17 protein-coding genes are annotated in these 20,143 nt (G+C 72.2%); 10 read left to right on the top strand and 7 right to left on the bottom strand.

Annotated features, from left to right (window positions below; translation table 11 throughout):
* Positions 1-42: 42 nt before the first annotated feature.
* From ABGB05_RS07620 to ABGB05_RS07590, 7 genes are all read right to left on the bottom strand, one after another.
* On the bottom strand, positions 43-2,403 hold the full coding sequence (locus ABGB05_RS07620; RefSeq protein WP_347652476.1) for a polysaccharide lyase family protein: 2,361 nt from the start codon (positions 2,401-2,403) through the stop codon (positions 43-45).
* A 392-nt stretch (positions 2,404-2,795) separates the two neighbouring features.
* Complete coding sequence (locus ABGB05_RS07615; protein ID WP_347652475.1) at positions 2,796-3,884, bottom strand: ABC transporter ATP-binding protein; 1,089 nt, start codon at positions 3,882-3,884, stop codon at positions 2,796-2,798.
* 60 nt (positions 3,885-3,944) lie between these two features.
* Complete coding sequence (locus tag ABGB05_RS07610) at positions 3,945-4,796, bottom strand: carbohydrate ABC transporter permease (RefSeq protein ID WP_347652474.1); 852 nt, start codon at positions 4,794-4,796, stop codon at positions 3,945-3,947.
* On the bottom strand, positions 4,793-5,701 hold the full coding sequence (locus ABGB05_RS07605; protein ID WP_347652473.1) for a sugar ABC transporter permease: 909 nt from the start codon (positions 5,699-5,701) through the stop codon (positions 4,793-4,795). The genes ABGB05_RS07610 and ABGB05_RS07605 overlap by 4 nt, the downstream gene beginning before the upstream one ends.
* Positions 5,698-7,050, bottom strand: coding sequence for an ABC transporter substrate-binding protein (locus ABGB05_RS07600; RefSeq protein ID WP_347652472.1), 1,353 nt, complete (start codon positions 7,048-7,050; stop codon positions 5,698-5,700). Before ABGB05_RS07600 ends, ABGB05_RS07605 begins: the two co-directional genes overlap by 4 nt.
* Positions 7,051-7,248: 198 nt before the next feature.
* Positions 7,249-8,136, bottom strand: a complete 888-nt coding sequence (locus ABGB05_RS07595) for an SRPBCC family protein (protein ID WP_347652471.1) — start codon at positions 8,134-8,136, stop codon at positions 7,249-7,251.
* Positions 8,133-8,483: a metalloregulator ArsR/SmtB family transcription factor gene (locus ABGB05_RS07590; protein ID WP_347652470.1), complete on the bottom strand. Its 351-nt coding sequence runs from the start codon at positions 8,481-8,483 to the stop codon at positions 8,133-8,135. Before ABGB05_RS07590 ends, ABGB05_RS07595 begins: the two co-directional genes overlap by 4 nt.
* Before the next feature lie 133 nt (positions 8,484-8,616).
* Between ABGB05_RS07590 and egtA the strand changes: the two genes are divergently transcribed.
* From egtA to ABGB05_RS07540, 10 genes are all read left to right on the top strand, one after another.
* A complete protein-coding gene (egtA, locus tag ABGB05_RS07585) occupies positions 8,617-9,849 on the top strand; it encodes an ergothioneine biosynthesis glutamate--cysteine ligase EgtA (protein ID WP_347652469.1) in 1,233 nt (410 codons plus the stop codon).
* Entirely contained in the window at positions 9,846-11,222 is a 1,377-nt protein-coding gene (egtB, locus tag ABGB05_RS07580; protein WP_347652468.1) for an ergothioneine biosynthesis protein EgtB, read from the top strand. Before egtA ends, egtB begins: the two co-directional genes overlap by 4 nt.
* Positions 11,223-11,987: an ergothioneine biosynthesis protein EgtC gene (gene egtC / locus ABGB05_RS07575; RefSeq protein ID WP_347652467.1), complete on the top strand. Its 765-nt coding sequence runs from the start codon at positions 11,223-11,225 to the stop codon at positions 11,985-11,987.
* Positions 11,984-12,955, top strand: coding sequence for an L-histidine N(alpha)-methyltransferase (gene egtD / locus ABGB05_RS07570; protein ID WP_347652466.1), 972 nt, complete (start codon positions 11,984-11,986; stop codon positions 12,953-12,955). The genes egtC and egtD overlap by 4 nt, the downstream gene beginning before the upstream one ends.
* 239 nt (positions 12,956-13,194) lie before the next feature.
* On the top strand, positions 13,195-13,782 hold the full coding sequence (locus ABGB05_RS07565) for a TMEM165/GDT1 family protein (protein WP_347652465.1): 588 nt from the start codon (positions 13,195-13,197) through the stop codon (positions 13,780-13,782).
* A 138-nt stretch (positions 13,783-13,920) separates the two neighbouring features.
* Positions 13,921-14,136, top strand: a complete 216-nt coding sequence (locus ABGB05_RS07560; protein ID WP_347652464.1) for a hypothetical protein — start codon at positions 13,921-13,923, stop codon at positions 14,134-14,136.
* Positions 14,137-14,437: 301 nt separating this feature from the next.
* Positions 14,438-15,925 (top strand): polysaccharide biosynthesis tyrosine autokinase, encoded by a 1,488-nt coding sequence (locus ABGB05_RS07555; protein ID WP_347652463.1) that lies wholly within the window; start codon positions 14,438-14,440, stop codon positions 15,923-15,925.
* 39 nt (positions 15,926-15,964) lie between these two features.
* Positions 15,965-17,209 (top strand): glycosyltransferase family 4 protein, encoded by a 1,245-nt coding sequence (locus ABGB05_RS07550; protein ID WP_347652462.1) that lies wholly within the window; start codon positions 15,965-15,967, stop codon positions 17,207-17,209.
* Positions 17,210-17,486: 277 nt separating this feature from the next.
* Positions 17,487-19,277, top strand: a complete 1,791-nt coding sequence (locus ABGB05_RS07545) for a DUF4012 domain-containing protein (RefSeq protein WP_347652461.1) — start codon at positions 17,487-17,489, stop codon at positions 19,275-19,277.
* A 69-nt stretch (positions 19,278-19,346) separates the two neighbouring features.
* Positions 19,347-19,991 (top strand): hypothetical protein, encoded by a 645-nt coding sequence (locus ABGB05_RS07540; protein ID WP_347652460.1) that lies wholly within the window; start codon positions 19,347-19,349, stop codon positions 19,989-19,991.
* Positions 19,992-20,143: the final 152 nt, after the last annotated feature.

Below are 20,143 nucleotides of genomic sequence, written 5' to 3'. Positions count from 1 at the left end.
TCGGGTGGTGGTGTCCGGTCGGCGCGCGGCACACGGGGACGGTCAGCGTCCGGTGAAGACGGTGCGGGCCCGCCCGCCGTTCGCGCTGACCCGGACCTCGAACCTGCGCCGGGAGAGGGTCGGGGCTCCGGTGAAGTCCACCCGAACCTGGAACGTCGCGGAGCCGCCGGGCGGGATGCTGGCCGCGACCGGGACCGGGAACCGCTCCGGATCCCGGCTCGTGACGACGTGGCCGGACCTGCCGGCCTTGCCCGGTCCGGTAGGCGCGAAGCCGTCCAGGCGTACGTCGTTGGCGGCCCCGCCGCCGGTGTTGGTCACCTCAACCGTCCAGACCGTCGTGCCCGGGCGGCCGCGGTCTCCACGGTCGACGTCGACCACCCGACCGGTCAGCCGGGCCCGGCCGGGCGCGGTGTCCTCGTCGACCTCCAGCAGCAGCGTGTCCCAGCCCAATCCGTTGCCGTCCCGGGTACCCGCGCCGCGGGTGAACGTGATCGTGTTCCTCCCGACCACCAACATCGACGCCGGGAAGGAGAGCGTGCCGAGCCGGGGGTAGCCGCTACGGTCGGCCTGGCGGGCGATCGTCGAGTCGTTGTTGTTCGGCAGCGAACCCGTGATCCCGCTGGTGGCACCGTTGACCGCCACGGTGGGGCGGCCGCTGCGCTGCATGGAACTGGAGAGCGTGAGGTACGCGGTGCCGCTGTACGCCCGGTCCAGGTCGAACGCGACCGTCCAAGTGCCCGCGTTGGTCTGGGCGTAGTACCAGTCCTGCGGCTCCCAGCTCTCCCCGATGGTGAAGGTCAGGTCGCCCGGTATCCGGGCCGGTTTGTCGAAGTTGCGCGGGTTGGCGAACGTCTCCGGGTCGGTGGCGAGCGCGAACTCGCCGCCCATCCGGTCGGCGGAGCCGATCTGCCAGAGGAAGGTGGTGTGGTTGGTCGGCGCCCACTCGATGTCGCCGAGGTCCTGCTTTCGTCCGCCCACCGTGATTCCGGTGAGTTTGAGCTGGTCGGTCACCGAGCCGCCGGCGGCGAAGACGTAGAGGGTGTACGTGCCGGGCGTGCGGGTGCCCGGCTGCCAGGCCGGCGGGATCCCGGGCAGACTGAAGGTGCCGTCGTCGGCCGTCTTCACGAAGTAGGTCGGTTCGTGGATGGTGTAGACGTCGGTCACGTCCTGGGTGGAGAGCAGGAGCCAGTGCCCGCCGGCGGGTCGGCCGTCGGCGATGCGCAGCCGACCGGTGACCGTGGTGCGTTCGCTGGGCGGCGGATAGAAGGGGTCGGCGATCCAGGACGAGCCGGCCCGGTTCTCCCTGATCTCCGCCTGGGCGGTCCGGGCCGCCTCGGCGATCATCGTGTCCGGGTCGTCCGGGTCGCCGGTGTTGACGAACGTGTACCAGGGCCCGTACAGCCGCTGATATCCGGGGAAGAGCGGGTACGCCGGCAGCCCGTAGTGGTTCGCGCCGAAGTAGTTGCAGATGATCGCGTCCTGGTGGATGGCCAGGTCCTGGTGGTTGGGCCCGACGCCGTAGAAGGCGCACAGCGTCTGGTCGGTCACCCCGCCGAGCGGGGTGAACCAGGCGCCGAAGCCGTGTCCGTAGTGCCCGAACATCGGGTTCTCGTGGTGGTACAGGCTCCATTCGTACTTCGTGTAACGGCTGCCCGGTGGCAGGTTGCCGGAGTTGCTCTCCGGCGACGGCAGGTTCGGGTTGTTGATGCCGTCGATCGGCTGGGTCTCGCCGCCCTGGGTTGCCAGGTAGGCGTACGTCGGCTGCTGGCCCTTGCCGCGCTCCCAGTTGAACGCGTGGTCGAGGATGGCCCGGTCCCATCGCGTGTTCATCCGGACCTCGTTGATCGACTGTGCGACCACTGCGGTGAGGATGTTGTATCCGTAGAGGCCCCGCTTGCCGCGCCGCATGATCAGGTGGTGTTCGTGGCGCAGCTGCGGGCTGGTGTTGTCCACGAACGCCACCTCGACCAGGTCCCTACTGACCCGCAGCACCCGCACCTCGGTGCAGACCAGTCGGCTGGCCCCGCCGGCCGCGTCGACGTAGAACGAGTGCTGCCGGTCCGGGTCGAACGGTGCGGTGCCGTTGAGGTTGTGCGCCAGCTCCACCCCGTCCACCACGACCGAGGTCGCGGTGATCGAGACGTCGGTCCAGCCGGTGAGGATGCCGCCGGCGGCGTCGTCCCGGCCGAACGTGAACCGGATCAGTCCGTTGTCGAGCACCAGCGCGTCGAGGTCGCCCGGGAAGGGGTACGTGCCGGGCGCCGCCGGCGCGCCGTTGATCAGGATTTGAACGTCGGGCGACTTCGGCGCCGCCGAGGCGGCGTCCCGGCCCAGCAGAACGGGTGCCGCGGCGGCGGCACCCACCAGGCCGAGGGCGGTGCGACGGGACATCTCTGCGGCCATGTGACTGACTCTCCTGTTCTCCGTGCCGGGCGTCGGTGGTACGGGAGCCGGCGGTGGCGGGTGAGCGGAATCTTCCTGTCGAAACGGGTGCGCGGGATCCTCCGGGCGGATCTCCGGGGCGGCACGCGCGTCGGCGTCGTCGACGGCCGTACCGGTACGGCCGTCGGATGTCGCGAGGCTGGCGGAGCTGCGATGTGAACGATTCAGCCGGCGGCGCGCGCGGCACCGTCGTCCGGAGAGGTGGGTCTCTGAACGGCTCTTCGAGGCAGGAGAACGATGGCAGGTGGCGGTGCCGGCGCTGCAGCCGCCGTCGACAGGAAAGCGCTTGCTTGAATCGATTCAGGTTTCAAGATTGTTGCGGCCGGGGACACGGCCTGTCAAGGGTCGCCCCGCTAGTCCGACAGCCGGACCGCCGACGAGTCGGGCCGGTAGAACCGCATCATCGCCGGGTCGACGGCCAACCACACCGGACTTCCCGGGCAGATCCGGAAGGTCGGCGGCGTCTGCACCTTGACTCGCCGACCCGCCAGGTCGACGGTGAGCAGGATGGTCGCCCCGGTCGGCTCGACCACCTCCACCCTGGCCGCCAACCGGTCCGGTCCGTCGGCGTCGAACACCTCGATGTTCTCCGCCCGGACGCCGATCGTGACCTCGCCGTCCGGATGCTCCGCGAGCCCGGACGGGGCCGCGGTGCGCTGGTCGCCGATCCGCAACGCCGGCCGGTCACCGGACCGGTCGAGCCGGGCCGGCAGGAAGTTCATCGGTGGTGCCCCGAGGAAACCGCCGACGAACTGGTCGGCGGGGGCGTCGTACACCTCCAGCGGAGGGCCCACCTGGGCGACCCGTCCCTCCCGCAGCACCGCGACCCGGTCCCCGAGGGAGAGCGCCTCGGCCTGGTCGTGGGTCACGTAGACGGTCGTGGTGCCGAGCTGGCCGACGATGCGCTTCAACTCGGTACGGAACTCCATCCGCAGCAGCGCGTCCAGGTTGGACAACGGCTCGTCCATCAGCAGCACGTCGGCGTCGACCACGATCGCCCGGGCCACCGCCACCCGCTGCCGCTGGCCGCCGGAGAGCTGCGCCGGATAGCGGTCGAGGTAGTCGGTGAGGTGCAGCAGTTCGGCGGCCTCGGCGACCCGCCGGCTGATCTCCGCCTTCGGCGTCCTGCGCATGGACAGCCCGAAACCGATGTTCTGCCGGACCCGCAGGTGCGGAAAGATGGCGTACGACTGGAAGACCATCGACAGACCACGCTCGCGGGCCGGCAGGTCGGTCACGTCCCGGCCGCCGATCTGCACCGTCCCCGAGTCCGGCGTCTCCAGCCCGGCGATCATCCGGAGCAGCGTGGTCTTGCCGCAACCGCTCGGGCCGACCAGCACCAGGAACTCCCGGTCGCGCACCTCGAGGCTGATGTCGTCGGTGGCGCGGGTCCTGGTCCCCGGGTACGTCTTCACCAGGTTCCGCAGCACGATCTGGGCCAACGTCCGTCCTTTCCTCGGTGCCGTCCGAACCGTCGCCGGGCCGTCGCCCCGGCCGGTCGGTCAGCGGATCGTGGTCCCCCACATGTTCAACAGGTAGCGGCGCATGAAGGCGATGAACACCAGGGCCGGCACGACCAGCGCGAACCCGCCGGCGAACCGGAACGCCAGCGGTGAGTCGGCGAGCGTCGACAGCACCTGGGCCGGCAGGGTACGGCGGCCCAGGGTCAGCACCGCCGCGCCGAGCACCTCGTTCCAGGAGGTGACGAAGGTGAAGATGGCGGCGGCGGCGATCCCGGGCAGTGCCTGGGGGAGCACCACCCGGGCGAACGCCCTCGGCGCGGTGGCGCCGAAGACCATCGCCGCCTCCTCGTGCTCGACCGGTACCGCGACGAAGATCGCCGAGGTGATCAGCACCGTGGTCGGCAGCGCCAACGCGGTGTGCAACAGGGCCACCGCGTACGTGGTGTCGTACAGCCCGGTGGCCAGGAAGACCCGGGCCAGCGGAACGGAGAGCACGACGATCGGCAGAGCCCGGGTGAGCAGCAGGAACAACTGGTACGGCTGCCGTCCCCGGAAGGCGTACCGGGCCACCGCGTACCCGGCCGGCACCCCGAGGGCCAACGACAGGACGAGACTGAGCAGTCCCACCTCCACCGAGTTCTGGAAGCCGGCGAGCACCCCGGTGGTGTCCAGGAAGACCCGCATGGTCTCCACCGACGGGTCGGTCGGGACCAGCGGCAGCGGAAACGTGTTCAGCGACTGCCGGCTGGAGAACGCGGCCAGCGCGATCAGGTAGATCGGCAGCCCCATGAAGAGGGTCACCGCGACACAGGCGACGTGCACCACCACGGTCCGGCGCCGGGCGGACCGGGCGCGCCGTACCCGCGGAGCCGACGGCGGCCCGCCGCTCACCGCAGGCCCCCGGTGGTCGGGTCGCGCAGCACCCGCAGGTAGACAACCGCGGTGCCGATCGACATCAGCAGGATCACCAGTGCGATCGCCGCTGCCACTCCCTCGTTCTGCAGCGTCACGTACCACTGGTACGTCTCGCCGACCAGCAGCGGAAAGCTCCGACCGGTGAGCGCCTGGGCGACGGCGAAGGTCTGCAGCCCGAGAATGGTCCGCAGGATCAGCGCCACCTGCAGACTCGGCCGCAGCTGCGGCAGGATCACGTACCGGAGCCGCTGCCAGTACGTGGCGCCGAACACCGCCGCCGCCTCGTCGTAGTCCCGGGGCACGTTCTGCAGCCCGGCCACCACGATCACCAGCACCAGGGAGGTGGCCCGCCACAACTCGGCCAGGAGCACCGCGACGAACATGGTCGTCTGGTTGTCGTAGGACAGCCACGCGTACCCGTCGCCGAGCCCGAGCCGGGCCAGCAGCGAGTTGAGGTAGCCCCGGTCGGCGAAGATGGCCAGCCAGACCAGCCCGGCGGCGAGGTCGCTGATCGCCAGCGGCACGCACCAGACGTAGAAGTAGAACGACGACAGCCTCGGACGTTCCCGCAGCAGCAACGCCATGGCCAGGGCGAACCCGAACTGCAGCGGGATGAGGACGACGATCAGCAGTGCGGTGTTGCGGGTGGCGTCCCAGAAGTACGGGTCGTCGACCATCCGGCGCAGGTGGGCGAGGGTCGTGCCGTCCTGGTCGGTGAACGCCTGCGCCACCCCGACCACGATCGGCCAGAGGAAGAGCGCCGCCAGGAAGAGCAGGGAGGGGGCGACCAGCAGCACCGGCGTCGGGATCCGGGAACGCCGTCGACGGCGGGTCGACCCGGGTACGGAAGGCGGAGCCGGCGCCTCCGGGACGTCGGTCACCGCACCCGGCACGACTGCCCCGCGGTGACCGGGTCGGGGCGCCAGCACGGCACCTTGACCTCGTCCAGGATCCGGTTCAGTTCCCGGGCCTGCCGGTCCAGCACCTGCTGCACCGGGCGGCGGTCCAGGCAGATCTCCTTGAAGCAGTTCTTGAAGATCTGCGACACCTCGCCGTCCCGGGCGCCGAGCCCGACCGGCGGCAGCGCCAGCACGGCGCCCTCGGCCTCCTGCTGGCGGCGTACCGCCTCGGCCTCCAAGGCGATCGCCGGCGGCAGGTCGGCCGGCAGGGTGGTGTCGACGACCGGGAAGAAGGCGTTACGGCGCAGCACCTCGAGCTGCACCTCCGGGGTGGTGAGCGTCTCGATCACCTGACGGGCCCGGTCCGCCTCGGGCGCGCCCTTCGGAATCGCCAGCCCGGCGACGACGAGCAGGTAGCCGAGTCCCTTCGGGCCGCGGGGCGCCGGTGCCATCACCCAGTCGTCCGGCCGGTCGGCCGGGGCGGCGACGAGCCGGGCGACGTGGTCCCAGGCGATCAGCACCTCACCGCGCTGCAGCGGCTCCTGCATGTTGTCGAAGTTGGTCGACGCCGGGGCTGTCTCGGCCCAGAGCGCCGTCATGTACCGCCAGGCCTCGACCGCCTCGGGGCTACGGAACGTGGTCATCTGGCCGCCGGTGAAGCTCGGCAGCAGGTAGCCCTGGAAGAACCGGTGGTAGAGGCCCTTCGGGCCGCACGGCAGGCCGAGCACCGGTCGGCCGCCGTTGCCCCGCCGGGCGTCGGTGACCCAGGTCAGGAACTGGTCGTAGGTCAGGTTCTGCACGTCGGCGCCGCTCGGCAGCCACTCCAGGGCCCGCTTGTGCACCGCGAGCACGTACGACGCCTGCATCCACGGCAGGTAGGCGGTGGCCCCGCCGCCGAGTCGGCCCAGTTCGGCGATCTCCGGCGGGAACCGCCGGTCGGCGAGCCTGCTGGCCAGGTCGTCCAGGTTGACCAGTCGGTCGGCGTGCGGGGCGAGGTCGCCGTGCAGTCCACCGGCGAGGCTGACCTGGACCCGGTTCGCCGTCACCTGCGAGGTGATGGTGGAGGCGAAGACGTTCGGCTCCACCGGGTTGTACGCGACGCCGCCGCCGGTGACCCGCTCCCGGAGGATCTGTTCGAAGCGCTGGCGTTCCTCGACCGGGGTGAACTGGGTGGAGATGAAGGTGATCGCGCCCTCGGCGTCCGAGCCGGTGGTCGAGGCGCCGCCGCAGGCGGTCAGCAGCGGGGCGGCCCCGGCGGCCAGACCCAGGCCGAGTAGTCGACGTCGGTCGAGAGTGAACTCCCTGGTGGCCGACCCTTCGCGTGGTGCCATCGTGCCTCCCCGTGGTGGTGGCGGCCGGCCCGGTGAGCTGCTGCGGCACCGGGGCCGGCTCGAGCGGAGTGTCACAAGTGCACATATTCGCAAGCATCGTGTCAAGTCGAGTGCCCCGGTCAGCTCCGCCGTCCACCACGCCGCCCGGCCCGTTGTCTTCCCGCGTCCTCCCCCTCCGCCGTCCCGACTCGCCCGTGGTCAGTCGTCGGCCCGGTCCGCCGCCTCGGCCAGCCGACGGGCGAGTGATCCGATCCGGGCCCGCCACCCGGTGAGGGCCGCCGCCCGGTCGGCGACCGCCTCCGCCGGGCCGGTCTGGGTGAGGAGCAGGCGGGCCCCGTGTCCGGTGCCGGGAGTCAGTTCCCACCGGACCCGGCCCTCCGGCCGGTCTGTCGCCGGCCACGCGTACTCCAGCAGGGTGGGGGCGTCCAACGCGGTGATCACCCCGGTCGGGAACTCCGCCGTGGTGAATCCGGGCGGGGGCGGAGCGCCGAGGGCGATCGCGCGGCCGCCGTCGGCGGTGGTCAGAACGGCCCAGACCCGGTCCGCCGGCTGGGTCAGTTGCCGGGCGAAACGTACCCGCCAACCCTCCGAGACAGCCTCGGCAACCCCCTCGTCCAGCCCGAACGCCTCGGCGTACGACTCGTGTAGCAGCCCCGAGGGGCGGCCGGCCGGGCCGGTGGGCCGGCCGTCGGCGAGCCGCTCCAGTTCGTCCAGGCAGGTCCGCCAGCCGGCGGCGTAACTCGCGGCGGCGGGTCGGTCGTCGAAGGTGTGGCTGAACACGAGTAGGCAACCGGAGGCGTCCGGGAGCAGTTCGATCCGGAACAGTTCGGTGTCCCAGCTGAAGGCGAAGAGCCGGGGCGGCTCGTACGCGGTGACCGACCCCACCGACTCGGCCGCAGGATCCTTCCCGAAGCCGAAGGCGATCCGACCGCCCGGTCGCGGCTCCAGCCGTACCTCGGCGGGGAACCACCGACGCAGATGCTCCGGCTCGGTCACCGCCGCCCAGACCTTTGCCGGAGGGTGTGCCAGCCGTCGTTCGATGCGGAGCACCTGCCGTCCGTCCGTGGTCTCCAACCGCTCGTTCACTGTTCCTCCTCCGGCCCGGAGTGCCCGGCCTGGTCTATGGTCTCCGGCATGGTGTCGAGGTGTCGTTCGAGGGCGTCGAGTCGACCCGCCCACATCCACCGGTACGGCGCCAGCCAGGCGTCGAGCTCGGCGAGCGGCTCGGGGCAGAGCTCGTACCAGCGGCGCTGGGCGTCGGGGCGGACCCGGACGAGTCCCGCGTCGCGGAGCACCCGCAGGTGTTTCGAGGTGCCGGGCTGGGTGATACCGAGCTGTTCGGTCAGTTCGGTGACCGACCGTGGGCGCTCCCGGAGCAGGTCCAGGATCCGGCGGCGGATCGGCTCGGCGATGACCTCGAACGGTGTGGGCACGACCCCGAACATACCTAGCCGGTAATATTCCTGCAAGGTCATATACGCGGTGTCGAGCTCCGGTGTGCTCCCTGCGGATCCGGGTAAGGAGAAGCGGCCGTCGGGAGCGGAGGCTCGGGAGGAGGTGCGGGCGATGATGTCGTCGGATCTGGAAAGCGGCACCGTCCTGCGGACCGTCGCGGACGCCGAGGGGTACGTCGCCCGGATCTGTTTCAAGACCGGACCACCCACTCTGACCGGCGTCGAACTCGAGTGGACCCTGCACGACGCCGCCGAACCGACCCGCCCGGTCACCCCGGACCGGCTCCGGGCCGCGCTCGGCCCGCACGCCCCGACCACCCTCGCGCCGGACGCTCCGGCGGCCCCACTACCCGGCTCCGGCACCGTCAGCGTCGAGCCCGGCGGTCAGGTGGAGATCTCCACCGCCCCCCGTCGGTCGCTCCGCGACCTGCACGACCACACCTCCGCCGACATCCGGCACCTCACCGGGCTGCTTGCCGCCGCCGGCCTGGTCCTCGGCCGGACCGGGATCGACCCCTACCGGCCCCCGACCCCGGTCGTCGACACCCCCCGCTACCGGGCCATGCGGTGCGCCTTCGACCGGCTCGGCGCGGCCGGCCGGACGATGATGTACAGCACCGCCGGGCTGCAGGTCTGCCTCGATGCTGGCACCGCCGACCAGGTGGTCGACCGGTGGGTCGTGGCGCACGCGGTCGGGCCGCCGTTGCTCGCGACCTTCGCCACGGCCCGCCGGCACCAGCGTCGGGAGACCGGCTGGGCGTCCGCCCGGATGGCCGCATGGCTCTGCATCGACCCGGCCCGGACCCGCCCGGTCTGGTCGCCGGCCGCGGCCCCGGGCGACCCGGCCGCCGCGTGGGCCCGGTACGCCCTGGCCGCGCCGCTGCTCTGTGTCCGCCGGGACGGCGACGACTGGACCGCGCCGTCCGGAGTCAGTTTCCGGGACTGGCTGGTCGGCGCGCTGCCCCGGCCACCGACCACCGCCGACCTGGACTACCACCTGAGCACGCTCTTCCCGCCGGTACGCCCGCGCGGCTACCTCGAACTGCGGTATCTCGACACCCAACCGGACGGCGAGTGGATCGCACCGGTCGCGCTGCTCACCGCACTGCTCGAGGACGACCGGACCCGCGACGCCGCCCGGGCCCTGGCCGAGTCGACCGCCGACCGGTGGACCGAGGCGGCCCGGCGCGGGTTGCGTGACCCGGCGCTGGCCCGGGTCGCCGACGAGGTGCTCGACCTGGGACTGCGGGCGTTGGACCGGACCGGTCTGCCGGTGCCGGTGCGGACGGAGATCGAGGCGATCGTGGCGCGCCGGCTGGCCGCCGGGCGGGAGGAACGAGGATGAGTCACACCGAGGAGCGCACCGGCGTCGCGGAACTGACCGGCTCGGGCGAACGGCTGCGCGGACGGATCCACGCGGAACTGACCCGGGCCCGGCGGCGCAGCCAACTGCTCACCGACGCGGTCGACGAGCACGACCTGGTACGCCAACACTCGCCGATCATGTCGCCGCTGGTCTGGGACCTGGCCCACGTCGGCAACCAGGAGGAACTGTGGCTGGTCCGGGACGTCGGCGGCCGGGACCCGGTCCGCGGCGACATCGACGACCTGTACGACGCCTTCAAACACCCCCGCCGGGAGCGTCCGGCGCTGCCGCTGCTCGGACCGGTCGAGGCCCGCTCCTACGTGGCGACCGTCCGGGACAAGGTCCTCGACCTGCTGGCCGGGGTCCGGTTCGGGGACCGTCGGCTGCTCGCCGACGGGTTCGCGTTCGGCATGATCGCCCAACACGAGCAGCAGCACGACGAGACGATGCTCGCCACCCACCAGCTGCGGGTCGGACCGCCGGTGCTGACCGCGCCGCCGCCACCACGGGCGACGGTGCCGGTCGCCGGTGAGGTGCTGGTCCCGGCCGGCGCGTTCCTGATGGGCACCTCGACCGACCCGTGGGCCCTGGACAACGAACGTCCGGCACACCGGGTGGAACTGCCCGCGTACGTCATCGACGCGGCGCCGGTGACCAACGCGGCGTACCTCGCGTTCGTCGCCGACGGCGGGTACGCCGACCCGCGCTGGTGGAGCGAGGCCGGATGGCGGCACCGGTGCGAGGCCGGACTGGTCGCGCCGATGCACTGGCGGCGCGACGGTACGGACTGGGGCTGCCAGCGGTTCGGCCGGTTCTCGCCGCTGATCCCGGACGAGCCGGTGGTGCACGTCAGTTACCACGAGGCCGAGGCGTACGCGGCCTGGGCGGGGAAGCGGCTGCCGACCGAGGCCGAGTGGGAGAAGGCGGCCCGGTGGGACCCGGACACCGGCCGGTCCCGCCGCTATCCCTGGGGCGACGAGGAGCCGACGGCGGAGCACGCGAACCTCGGACAGCGACACCTGGCGCCGGCGCCGGTCGGGGCGTACCCGGCCGGGGCGTCGCCGCTCGGTGTGCACCAGTTGATCGGGGACGTCTGGGAGTGGACGTCCACCCCGTTCCACGGCTACCCGGGCTTCGCGGCGTTCCCGTACCGGGAGTACTCGGAGGTCTTCTTCGGCGAGACGTACCAGGTGCTCCGGGGTGGCTCGTTCGGCACCGACCCGGTGGCCTGCCGGGGCACCTTCCGCAACTGGGACCTGCCGGTCCGCCGGCAGATCTTCAGCGGTTTCCGGTGCGCCCGGGACGCTACCGGCGAGGAGGCGTACGCCGACGACCTGGGCCGGACCCGCTGAATGTGCCGGCACCTCGGCTATCTCGGGCCGCCGGTCCCGTTGGCCGCGCTGCTGTTCGACCCGCCGTACTCGCTGGCCCGGCAGTCGTGGGCGCCGCGCGACATGCGCGGTGGCGGCACGGTCAACGCCGACGGCTTCGGGGTCGGCTGGTACGGCAGCGACCCGGTGCCGCTGCGCTACCGCCGGGACCGTCCGATCTGGTCCGATCCGGCGCTGCCGGCGTTGGCCGCGGCGACCGTCTCCGGCGCGGTGCTGGCGGCGGTCCGGTCGGCCACCGTCGGGATGCCGGTGACCGAGACCGCCGCCGCGCCGTTCGCCGACCACGCCTGGCTGTTCAGCCTGAACGGGGTGGTCGCCGGCTGGCCGGACTCGGTGACCGGGCTGGCCGGCCGGCTGCCGGTCCGGGACCTGCTCCTGCTCGACGCCCCGACCGACGCCGCCCTGGTGTGGGCACTGCTGCGGCACCGGCTGCGGGCCGGGGCGCCGCCGGCCGACGCGGTCACCGAGACGGTCGGCGAGCTGGCCGCCGCCGCGCCCGGCTCCCGGCTCAACCTGCTGCTCACCGACGGACGCCAGGTGGTGGCCAGCGCGGCCGGCCACGCGCTGTCGGTACGCGCCGGCGGGGGATCGGTGCTGGTCTGCTCCGAACCGTTGGACGACGACCCGGGCTGGCGGCCGGTCCCGGACGGCCACCTGGTGCTGGCCACCGCCGACCGGTGCGAGATCCGACCACAGGACTGGTTGATCGAGAGGGGAAGAGGTTGACCGCCGAACCGCTGGAAATCCATCTGACCGACGAGGACCTCGACCGGGCGCTGCGGGCCGACGTCCGGGCCGGGCTGACCGCGGTACCGAAGTGGCTGCCGCCGAAGTGGTTCTACGACGCCCGGGGCAGCGAACTGTTCGAGCGGATCACCCGACTGCCGGAGTACTACCCGACCCGGACCGAACGCGCGGTGCTGGCCGAGCACGCCGGGCAGATCGCCGGGACCACCTCGGTCAAGACGCTGATCGAACTCGGTTCGGGCTCCTCGGAGAAGACCCGGCTGCTGCTCGACGCGCTGACCGCCGGGGGTGACCTCGGCACCTTCGTTCCGTTGGACGTCTCGGTCAGCGCCCTGCGCCAGTCGACCGCGCGGATCGCCGCCGACTATCCGGGACTGCGGGTCCGGGGCATCGTCGGCGACTTCACCCGGCATCTGGACCGGCTGCCGACCGGCGGCCGGCGGCTGGTGGCCTTCCTCGGCGGCACGATCGGCAACCTGCCGCCGGGCGAACGGGCGACGTTCCTGCGGTCCATGCGGGCGGCCCTGGAACCGGGCGACTGGCTGCTGCTCGGCACCGACCTGGTCAAGGACCCCGGGGTGCTCGTACCGGCGTACGACGACGCCGCCGGGGTGACCGCCGAGTTCAACCGGAACGTGCTGCGGGTGCTCAACCGCGAACTGGACGCCGACTTCGACCCGCAGGCGTTCGCCCATGTCGCGATCTGGGACCCGGACCAGCGGTGGATCGAGATGCGGCTGCGGGCCCGCTCCGCGCAGCGGGTCCGGATCCGGGACCTCGACCTCGACGTCGACTTCGCCGAGGGCGAGGAACTGCGGACCGAGATCTCGGCGAAGTTCCGCCCCGAGGACGTGGACACCGAAGTGACCGCCGCCGGCCTCGCGACCCGGGACCGGTGGACCGACCGGAACGGGTGGTTCGCGCTCTCCCTGGCCCAGGCGGTGTGACGAGGCGGCGCGCCCGCGGTGACCCGGCCCACCGCCGCGCCGGATCCCGGTCGGGGTCCGGTAGGCTGTCCGGCAGCGAAGGGGAGTAGCTCCCAACGTCGTGGTCGACACACTGGCGCGTACTGCGCGCCCGGCCACGCGGCCTCACTCCGGTGGGGCGGGCGAGACCTTCGACTCAGGCAGTGATGCCGGGTCGAGGTCGCCGTACCCCTGTCCCGGCACGACCGGGAAAGGGAGTCATGGAAGATTTCAGCGCCGCTCTGGCGATCAGTTTCGGGGTCATCTTCGTCGCCGAACTCGGCGACAAGTCCCAGTTGATGGCCCTCACCTTCGCCACCCGTTTCAAGGCGCTCCCCGTACTGATCGGCATCACCGTGGCGACCTCGGTGGTGCACCTGGCCTCGGTGGCGCTCGGGGTGGGGCTCGGCGCGGCCCTGCCCACCGACTGGATCGCGCTCCTCGCCGGGCTGGCCTTCCTCGGCTTCGCGGCCTGGACGTTGCGCGGTGACAAGCTCACCGAGGAGGAACGCCGCAAGGCGAACCGGACCACCCGGTCCGCGATCATCGCCGTCGGGGTCGCGTTCTTCCTCGCCGAACTCGGGGACAAGACCATGCTCGCCACGGTCACCCTGGCCACCCAGCACGGCTGGTTCGGCACCTGGCTCGGGTCCACCGTCGGCATGGTCGCCGCCGACGCGTTGGCCATCGCGGTCGGCCGGATCCTCGGCCGCCGTCTTCCGGAGCGGGCCATCCGGTACGGCGCGAGCGTGCTCTTCGCGATCTGTGGGCTCTGGCTGCTGCTGGACGCCGTCCGACAGCTCACCTGAGCTGTCGGCGGGCCGCTTCGGGGCCCCGGCACACCCGGTGGCACGCACACCGGGTGTGTGTCGCCCGCCGACCGGGTACGCCGTACGGTCCGGGACGGACGTTTCGCCCGTTGCCGGCCAGAACGGAGGACTACCGCGATGACCAGGCACGATGAGCCCAACGAGTACGGCTTCGCCGGTGATGCGACGGCACCCCAACCGGAGCCGCCGCACGAGCGGGACGAGGTGAAGGAGGAGGCCGAGGAGGCCGCGGTGCCGGGCTCGGACCTGTCCCGTGAGTTCCGCGAGGCGCTCGCAGACTCCGCACTCGATGACGACGACGAGGAGCCCGGTCAGGGTCGTCCGGGACGCTGACCCTGCACCATGATCCGGCCGGTACGCGCTCCCGTCGGGCGACCGGCCGGATCATCGCATCTCACCGGAGCTCGCGTCCGGCCGTGACCAGGCATCGGAGACCGTGATCCGCTCATTGCCTCCCGTTACTTGTTGGTGCCGGTTGGGCCGAGTGTGGCTACTGAGGGCGTTCAATCATCTACATTCGGTAGGAAACGTCGAGCGACAAGTGTGAACTTTTCATACTGTCGCATTTTTTCGGAGCACTAGAGGTCTTTGGCACCCCACAACCGGTTGGTGCTGAGACGGGAGGCCTGGCCTGATGGAGCTGCACAACTACCTGCGCGCGCTGCGCCAACGCTGGTGGGTGGTACTCGCGACGGTGATGGTCGCGCTCGGGGTCGCCGGATTCCTGACGGTGCGCGCCACTCCGCAGTACGCCTCCTCGGTGACCTTCTTCGTCACCTCACCCGGCCAGGGGATGAGCGACGCGTACCAGGGTGGGCTCTTCCTCCAGCAGCGGGTGAAGTCGTACGTCGACCTGCTGACCAGCGACCGGCTGGCGCAGACCATCGCGGCGGAGGAGCGGGTCGGGTTGACCGCCGACGAGGTCCGGTCGCGGGTCACCGCGCGGGTCGAGGCGGACACCGTGCTGCTCTCCGCGACGGTCGTCGACAGCGACCAGGCCAGGGCGCTGCGGTTGACCGAGGCGTTGGCGGCGCACTTCGTGAAACTCGTGCAGACCATCGAGACCCCGCCCGGAGCCAAGGACGCGCCGATCAAGATCGAGGTGGTCGGCGGCCCCCGGGCCGGTACCGAACCGGTCTCCCCGCGTCCGATGCGCAACCTGGTCCTGGCCGGCCTCCTGGGGCTGGTCCTCGGGGCCGGCCTCGCGGTGTTGCGCGGGCTGACCGACACCACCGTCCGGGACGGCGAGGCCCTCCAGGAGGCGACCTCGGTACCGCTGCTCGGCAGCATCCCGTACGACGGACACGCCCGGTCGAACCCGCTGATCGTCGGTGCCGCGGCCCAGACGGCCCGGGCCGAGGCGATGCGCAAACTGCGGACGAACCTCCGGTTCGTCGACGCCCAGGAGCCGGCCCGGGTCATCGCGGTCACCAGTGCGGTCCAGGCCGAGGGGAAGTCCACGCTGGCCTGCAACCTGGCGATCACCCTGGCCGAGGCGGGCTGGCAGGTCCTGCTGGTCGACGCCGACCTGCGCCGTCCCCGGGTGGCGGGTTACCTCGGCATCCCCTCCGGCGCCGGCCTCACCGACGTCCTGATCGGCGAGGTCGCGGTGGAGGACGTGCTGCAGCCCTGGGGCGACCGGTCCCTGCTCGTCCTGCCCGGCGGATCCGTCCCGCCGAACCCGAGTGAACTGCTCGGCTCCAAGGCGATGGCGGACCTGCTGCTGTCGCTGCGGGAACTGACCGACATCGTCATCATCGACACACCGCCGCTGCTCGCCTTCACCGACGGGGTGGTGGTCGCGGTACAGGCCGACGGGGCGCTGTTGGTCTCCCGGGGCGGCAAGACCCCACGGGCGCAGAGCGCCGCCGCCGCGCGGGCGCTGCACTCCGTCTCCGCCCGGGTCCTCGGCTGCGTACTGAACATGTCGAAGGAGAACAAGATCGACGTGGAGCAGTACCGCGCGTACCGGCGTGGGGCACCGACGGAGAACCTGCTCGGGACGCGGGACGCCGCCCGGGACGCGGCCAGGAACGGCTCCGATTCCGCCCGGATCCCCCCGAACGGCACCGGCTTCGGACTGCCGGTGGACACCGAAGAGCTCAGTCGGGTGTCGCGATGAGGCGCGGCACCGGCTGCGGAGGTGAGCGGGGGATGAGTGATGAGGATCGGAGTCATCTCGTACTGGTATCCGCCCGAGCCGGCGTTCGTACCCGGGTGCCTGGCCGAGGAGTTGGCCGCGCGGGGGCACGAGGTTCGGGTCCTGACCGGTTTTCCGAACCATCCGACCGGGCAGGTCTATCCCGGGTACCGGCAACGGTGGCGGCACCAGGCCGAGGACGGCGGGGTCACCGTCCGTCGGGTGCCGAGCTACGTCAGCCATGACGGTACGGCCGCCCGGCGGGTGGCCCGACAGGTGACGTACGCGATGAGCAGCGCGCTCACCGCGCCCGGCTACCTGGCCGGGGTGGACGCGGTGTACGTCCACTTCCCGCCGGCCGGCGCGTACGCGGCGGCCGGCCTGCTCCGGCTGCTGCGGCGGATTCCGACCGTGCTGCACGTCCAGGACGTCTGGCCGGAGGCGGTCGGCGCCGGTTCCCCGGACGGCCGGGCCGGAGCCGGCGGGATGATGTCCGGGCTGCTCGGCCGGACGATGCGGGCCATCTACCGGTCCGCCGCCGGCATCGCGGTGATCGCGCCATCGATGCGGGACGTGGTCATCGAGCGGGGCGCCGACCCGGACCGGGTGCGGGTGGTCCTCAACTGGACCGACGAGCGGCTGTTCCGACCGGTCGGGCCGACCCCGTCGGCCCGGCGGGCGATCGGCCACCGGGGGCGTACCACGATCATGCACGCCGGGACGATCGGGCCGTTCCAGCGGGTGGACACCGCGGTCCGGGCGGCGGCCGCGCTGGACGGTCGGCTCGACGTGGACCTGGTGCTGGTCGGCTCCGGTCCGGAGGAGCGGCAGAGCCGGCGGCTCGCCGAGGAACTCGGCGCCGGCAACGTCCGCTTCCTCGGCTGGCGTCCGCCGACGGAGATGGCGGAACTGTACGCCGCCGCCGAATACCAGCTGGTGCTGTTGCGCGATCTGCCGGCGTTGCACGGTGCCGTGCCGTCGAAGCTGCAGGCGGCGCTCTCGGCCGGTGCGCCGGTGGTGGCCTCCGCCGGTGGTGACACGGCGGACCTGGTCGAACGGGCCCGGGCTGGCCTCTCCTGCCCGCCCGAGGACTGGCAGGCGCTCGCCGACCGCTTCGCGTTGGCGGCGATGATCCCGAGCGCGGCGCGGGAGGAGATGGCCCGGAGGGCCCGGGACAGTTACCTGGCCCGGATGTCCCTGCGGACCGGCGTCGACCAGATGGAACAGCTGCTCGCCGAGGCGGCGGCGAGTCGGGGCCGCCGGTAGGTCCGCAGCCGGGGCCGACGGCCCCGGCTGCGTAGCGCACCACGGCGGGCGGTGGTGACCGCGTGGCCGCTGCGCGTGCGGCGTCGCCCCGACCTGAAACCCGGGTCGGGGCGACGTCATGTTCATTTCATCCCGATCGCGAGTTTTATTCAAGAAGCGACGAATGCGAGCGGTAAATCGTTAGAAGTACCAGTAGTGGACTCATCAGGGTGCTATAGAGATATGGGACAGTAATGGTGATGTGTCCGATTTCGTCTTGGGTCAGAGGAGAGCGGTGGTGGCAGTGGGAGACCTCTCCCCGGGCCGGCGGAGCAGACGCCGCCGGAAGGGCCGGCCGAACCTGCGCCGGATCCTGCTCACCACCCTGGTGGTCAGCTGCCTGCTCGCGCTCTCGGTCGGCTGGGTGGGGCTGCGGGGCTGGCAGGCGCGGGGACACCTGGAGAACGCGGCCGACCTCGCCCAGGAGCTGAGCCGGCAGGTGCTGGACGGAGAGACGGTCCAGGCACGCCGTACCCTCGCCGCCCTGCAACAGCAGACCGCCGCCGCCCGGTCGCGTACCGACGACCTGGGCTGGCGGGCGGCCGCCCACACGCCGTACGGCGGCCAGACCCTGGTCGCGGTCCGCGGCCTGGCAGAGGGTATCGACGAGCTGGCCCGACGGGCCTTCCCGCCGCTGGTGGAACTCGACTTCGAGGTGCTGCTGCCCCGGACCGGCCGGATCGACCTCGCCGCGCTCCGCGCCGTCCTGCCCACGGTCGCCCAGGTCGACACCGCCGTGCAGGAGGTCCGGGAACGCCTGTCGGAGCTGCCGGCCGACGGGCTGTCCGCCCCGGTCGCGGACGCGGTCCGGCAGACCCGGGCGGAACTGGACCGGCTGGTCGGCTTCACCGGCGCGGTACGCCGCAGTGGTGCCCTGCTGCCGGCACTGCTCGGCGGCACCGGGCCCCGGACCTACCTGATGGTCTTCCAGAACCTGGCAGAACCACGATCGACCGGTGGGATCTTCGGCGCCTACGCGGTCCTGCGGGCCAGCGGCGGCGAGGTGAAGATCCTCAAACAGGGGCCCACCAGTCACCTGGAGATGTTCGAACGCCCGGTACTGCAACTCTCCCGGGAGCAACGGGCCCTCTACACCGACCTGCTCGGGATCTACCCTGCCGACGTCAACCTGACCCCGCACTTTCCCACCGCGGCCAAGCTCTACCGGGAGATGTACCGGCGCAGCGTCGGCGGCACCGTCGACGGTGTGGTCGCCACCGACCCGGTCGCGCTCTCCTACCTGCTCCGCGCCATCGGACCGGTACCGGTCTCCGGGCACCCGACCCTGACCGCCGGCACCGCGGTCCGCAGCCTGCTCTCCGACGCCTACCGGCGCCTCGACCAACCGATCCACCAGGACGGTTACTTCGCCGCCTCGGCCCGGGCCGTCTTCGACGCGCTGTTGACGCGGCCGGTCAACCCCCGGGCGGTGGCGCAGGCGGTCGGCGACGCCGCCGCCGAACGTCGGATCCTGTTCTGGAGCGCCCGGCCGGAGGAGCAGAAGGAGATCGTCGCCAGTCGACTGGCCGGGGTGCTGCCCGACCGGGAGACGGTGAACAACGTCGGGGTGTTCCTCAACGACGGGGGCGGCTCCAAGCTCGGCTACTACCTGAAGCGCGGCGCCGAGCTGACCGTCGGCGACTGCCGCCCCGACGGCCGGCGGGAACTGCACCTGCGGCTCACCCTGCAGTCGACCGCGCCCTCGTCCGGCCTCAGTAGTTCGGTACGCGGCCTGGCGCTGGCCGGTGACCCGTACACCGCCCGGCTAGTGATCTACGTCTTCAGCCCGCTCCGCGGCTCACCGTTGACGGCGCGGCTGGACGGCAGACCGGAACCGATGGGGGGTGGCATCGAGCGTGGCCGGAGGGTCGCCGTACTCGGTGTCGACATCGGCGCCGGACGTACCCGCGTACTGGAGATCAGCCTGCTGACCCAGGCGAACGCCAGCGGCGCGGCCGAGTTGTGGCTCACCCCCGGCACGACGCCATGGACCACCCACGTCAGTCCCGCACCCGCGTGCGGCCAGTAGGTCCACACGCATCCACCACGTCATGCGATCCCAGATGACGGCAAGAGATCAGTAGAGAGAGGATCCACCATGCGGCTATCCCGCATCATCGGCTCGGCCGTGGCGACGCTCGCCACGGTGGGCGCGTTCGCCATCGCGGGGGCGCCCGCACAGGCCCAACCGCTACCACAACCGCCCTACCCGCCACAGGCGCCGGCGCTGACCGTCAGCGACTCGACGGTCGAGGCGGGCGAGGCCTTCACCGTGTTCGGCTCGGGATTCGGCGGTAACGAGCAGGTCCGGCTCGACTTCGCCACCTCGCCGCTCGCCCTGCCCGCACCCGGTGCCCAGCCGGCCGGCGCGGGCACGGGTGGCGTCGGCGCGATGGACCCGCTCGTCCGCCAGGCGGCCCAGACCGTGTACACCGACCCGACCCGCATCACGGTCCGGGCCAACGCCACCGGCGAGTTCTCGGTCCGGGTCAGGTTCACCCGCCAGGTCACCGTGGTGATCACCGCCACCGGGCTGACCACCGGCCGGGTGGACAGCACCACCGTCACCATCGTCACCGCGCAGCCGGGGCTGCCGGTGACCGGTAGCGAGACCGGTTCCCAGATCACCCTGGGTGCGACCCTGCTGATCGCCGGTGCGCTGCTCGTCCTGATCGCCGTCGCGTGGCGGCGCAAGGGCCGGCGTACCGGCGGCCGGTCCCGGCAACTGACCTCGGTCGGCTGACCCCGGTGACCGGGTCGGGCAGCACGCCGACCCGGTCACCGCGACCGGCGCCCGCCCGGCGTGTCACTCGGCCGGCGGGCGCCGGTCCCGGCGGGCCCCCCCCGCCGGCGCCCCCGTGAACGGTCGGGCGGGTCCCGGCCCCCCCCCACCGG

It is taken from the genome of Plantactinospora sp. B5E13 (genome assembly GCF_039871775.1).
In the GTDB taxonomy this organism is placed as follows: domain Bacteria; phylum Actinomycetota; class Actinomycetes; order Mycobacteriales; family Micromonosporaceae; genus Plantactinospora.
Note: the sequence above shows the minus strand (reverse complement) of the source record. Positions and strands in the feature narration are given on the sequence as shown.

What these genes read in the sequence shown, in the direction of transcription:
- ABGB05_RS07560 (WP_347652464.1), top strand. Translation starts at nt 13,921, where the DNA reads ATGACCAGGCACGATGAGCCCAACGAGTACGGCTTCGCCGGTGATGCG.
- ABGB05_RS07555 (WP_347652463.1), top strand. Translation starts at nt 14,438, where the DNA reads ATGGAGCTGCACAACTACCTGCGCGCGCTGCGCCAACGCTGGTGGGTG.
- ABGB05_RS07565 (WP_347652465.1), top strand. Translation starts at nt 13,195, where the DNA reads ATGGAAGATTTCAGCGCCGCTCTGGCGATCAGTTTCGGGGTCATCTTC.
- egtB (WP_347652468.1), top strand. Translation starts at nt 9,846, where the DNA reads ATGAGTCACACCGAGGAGCGCACCGGCGTCGCGGAACTGACCGGCTCG.
- egtA (WP_347652469.1), top strand. Translation starts at nt 8,617, where the DNA reads ATGATGTCGTCGGATCTGGAAAGCGGCACCGTCCTGCGGACCGTCGCG.
- ABGB05_RS07620 (WP_347652476.1), bottom strand. Translation starts at nt 2,403, where the DNA reads ATGGCCGCAGAGATGTCCCGTCGCACCGCCCTCGGCCTGGTGGGTGCC.
- ABGB05_RS07600 (WP_347652472.1), bottom strand. Translation starts at nt 7,050, where the DNA reads ATGGCACCACGCGAAGGGTCGGCCACCAGGGAGTTCACTCTCGACCGA.
- ABGB05_RS07540 (WP_347652460.1), top strand. Translation starts at nt 19,347, where the DNA reads ATGCGGCTATCCCGCATCATCGGCTCGGCCGTGGCGACGCTCGCCACG.
- ABGB05_RS07550 (WP_347652462.1), top strand. Translation starts at nt 15,965, where the DNA reads ATGAGGATCGGAGTCATCTCGTACTGGTATCCGCCCGAGCCGGCGTTC.
- egtC (WP_347652467.1), top strand. Translation starts at nt 11,223, where the DNA reads ATGTGCCGGCACCTCGGCTATCTCGGGCCGCCGGTCCCGTTGGCCGCG.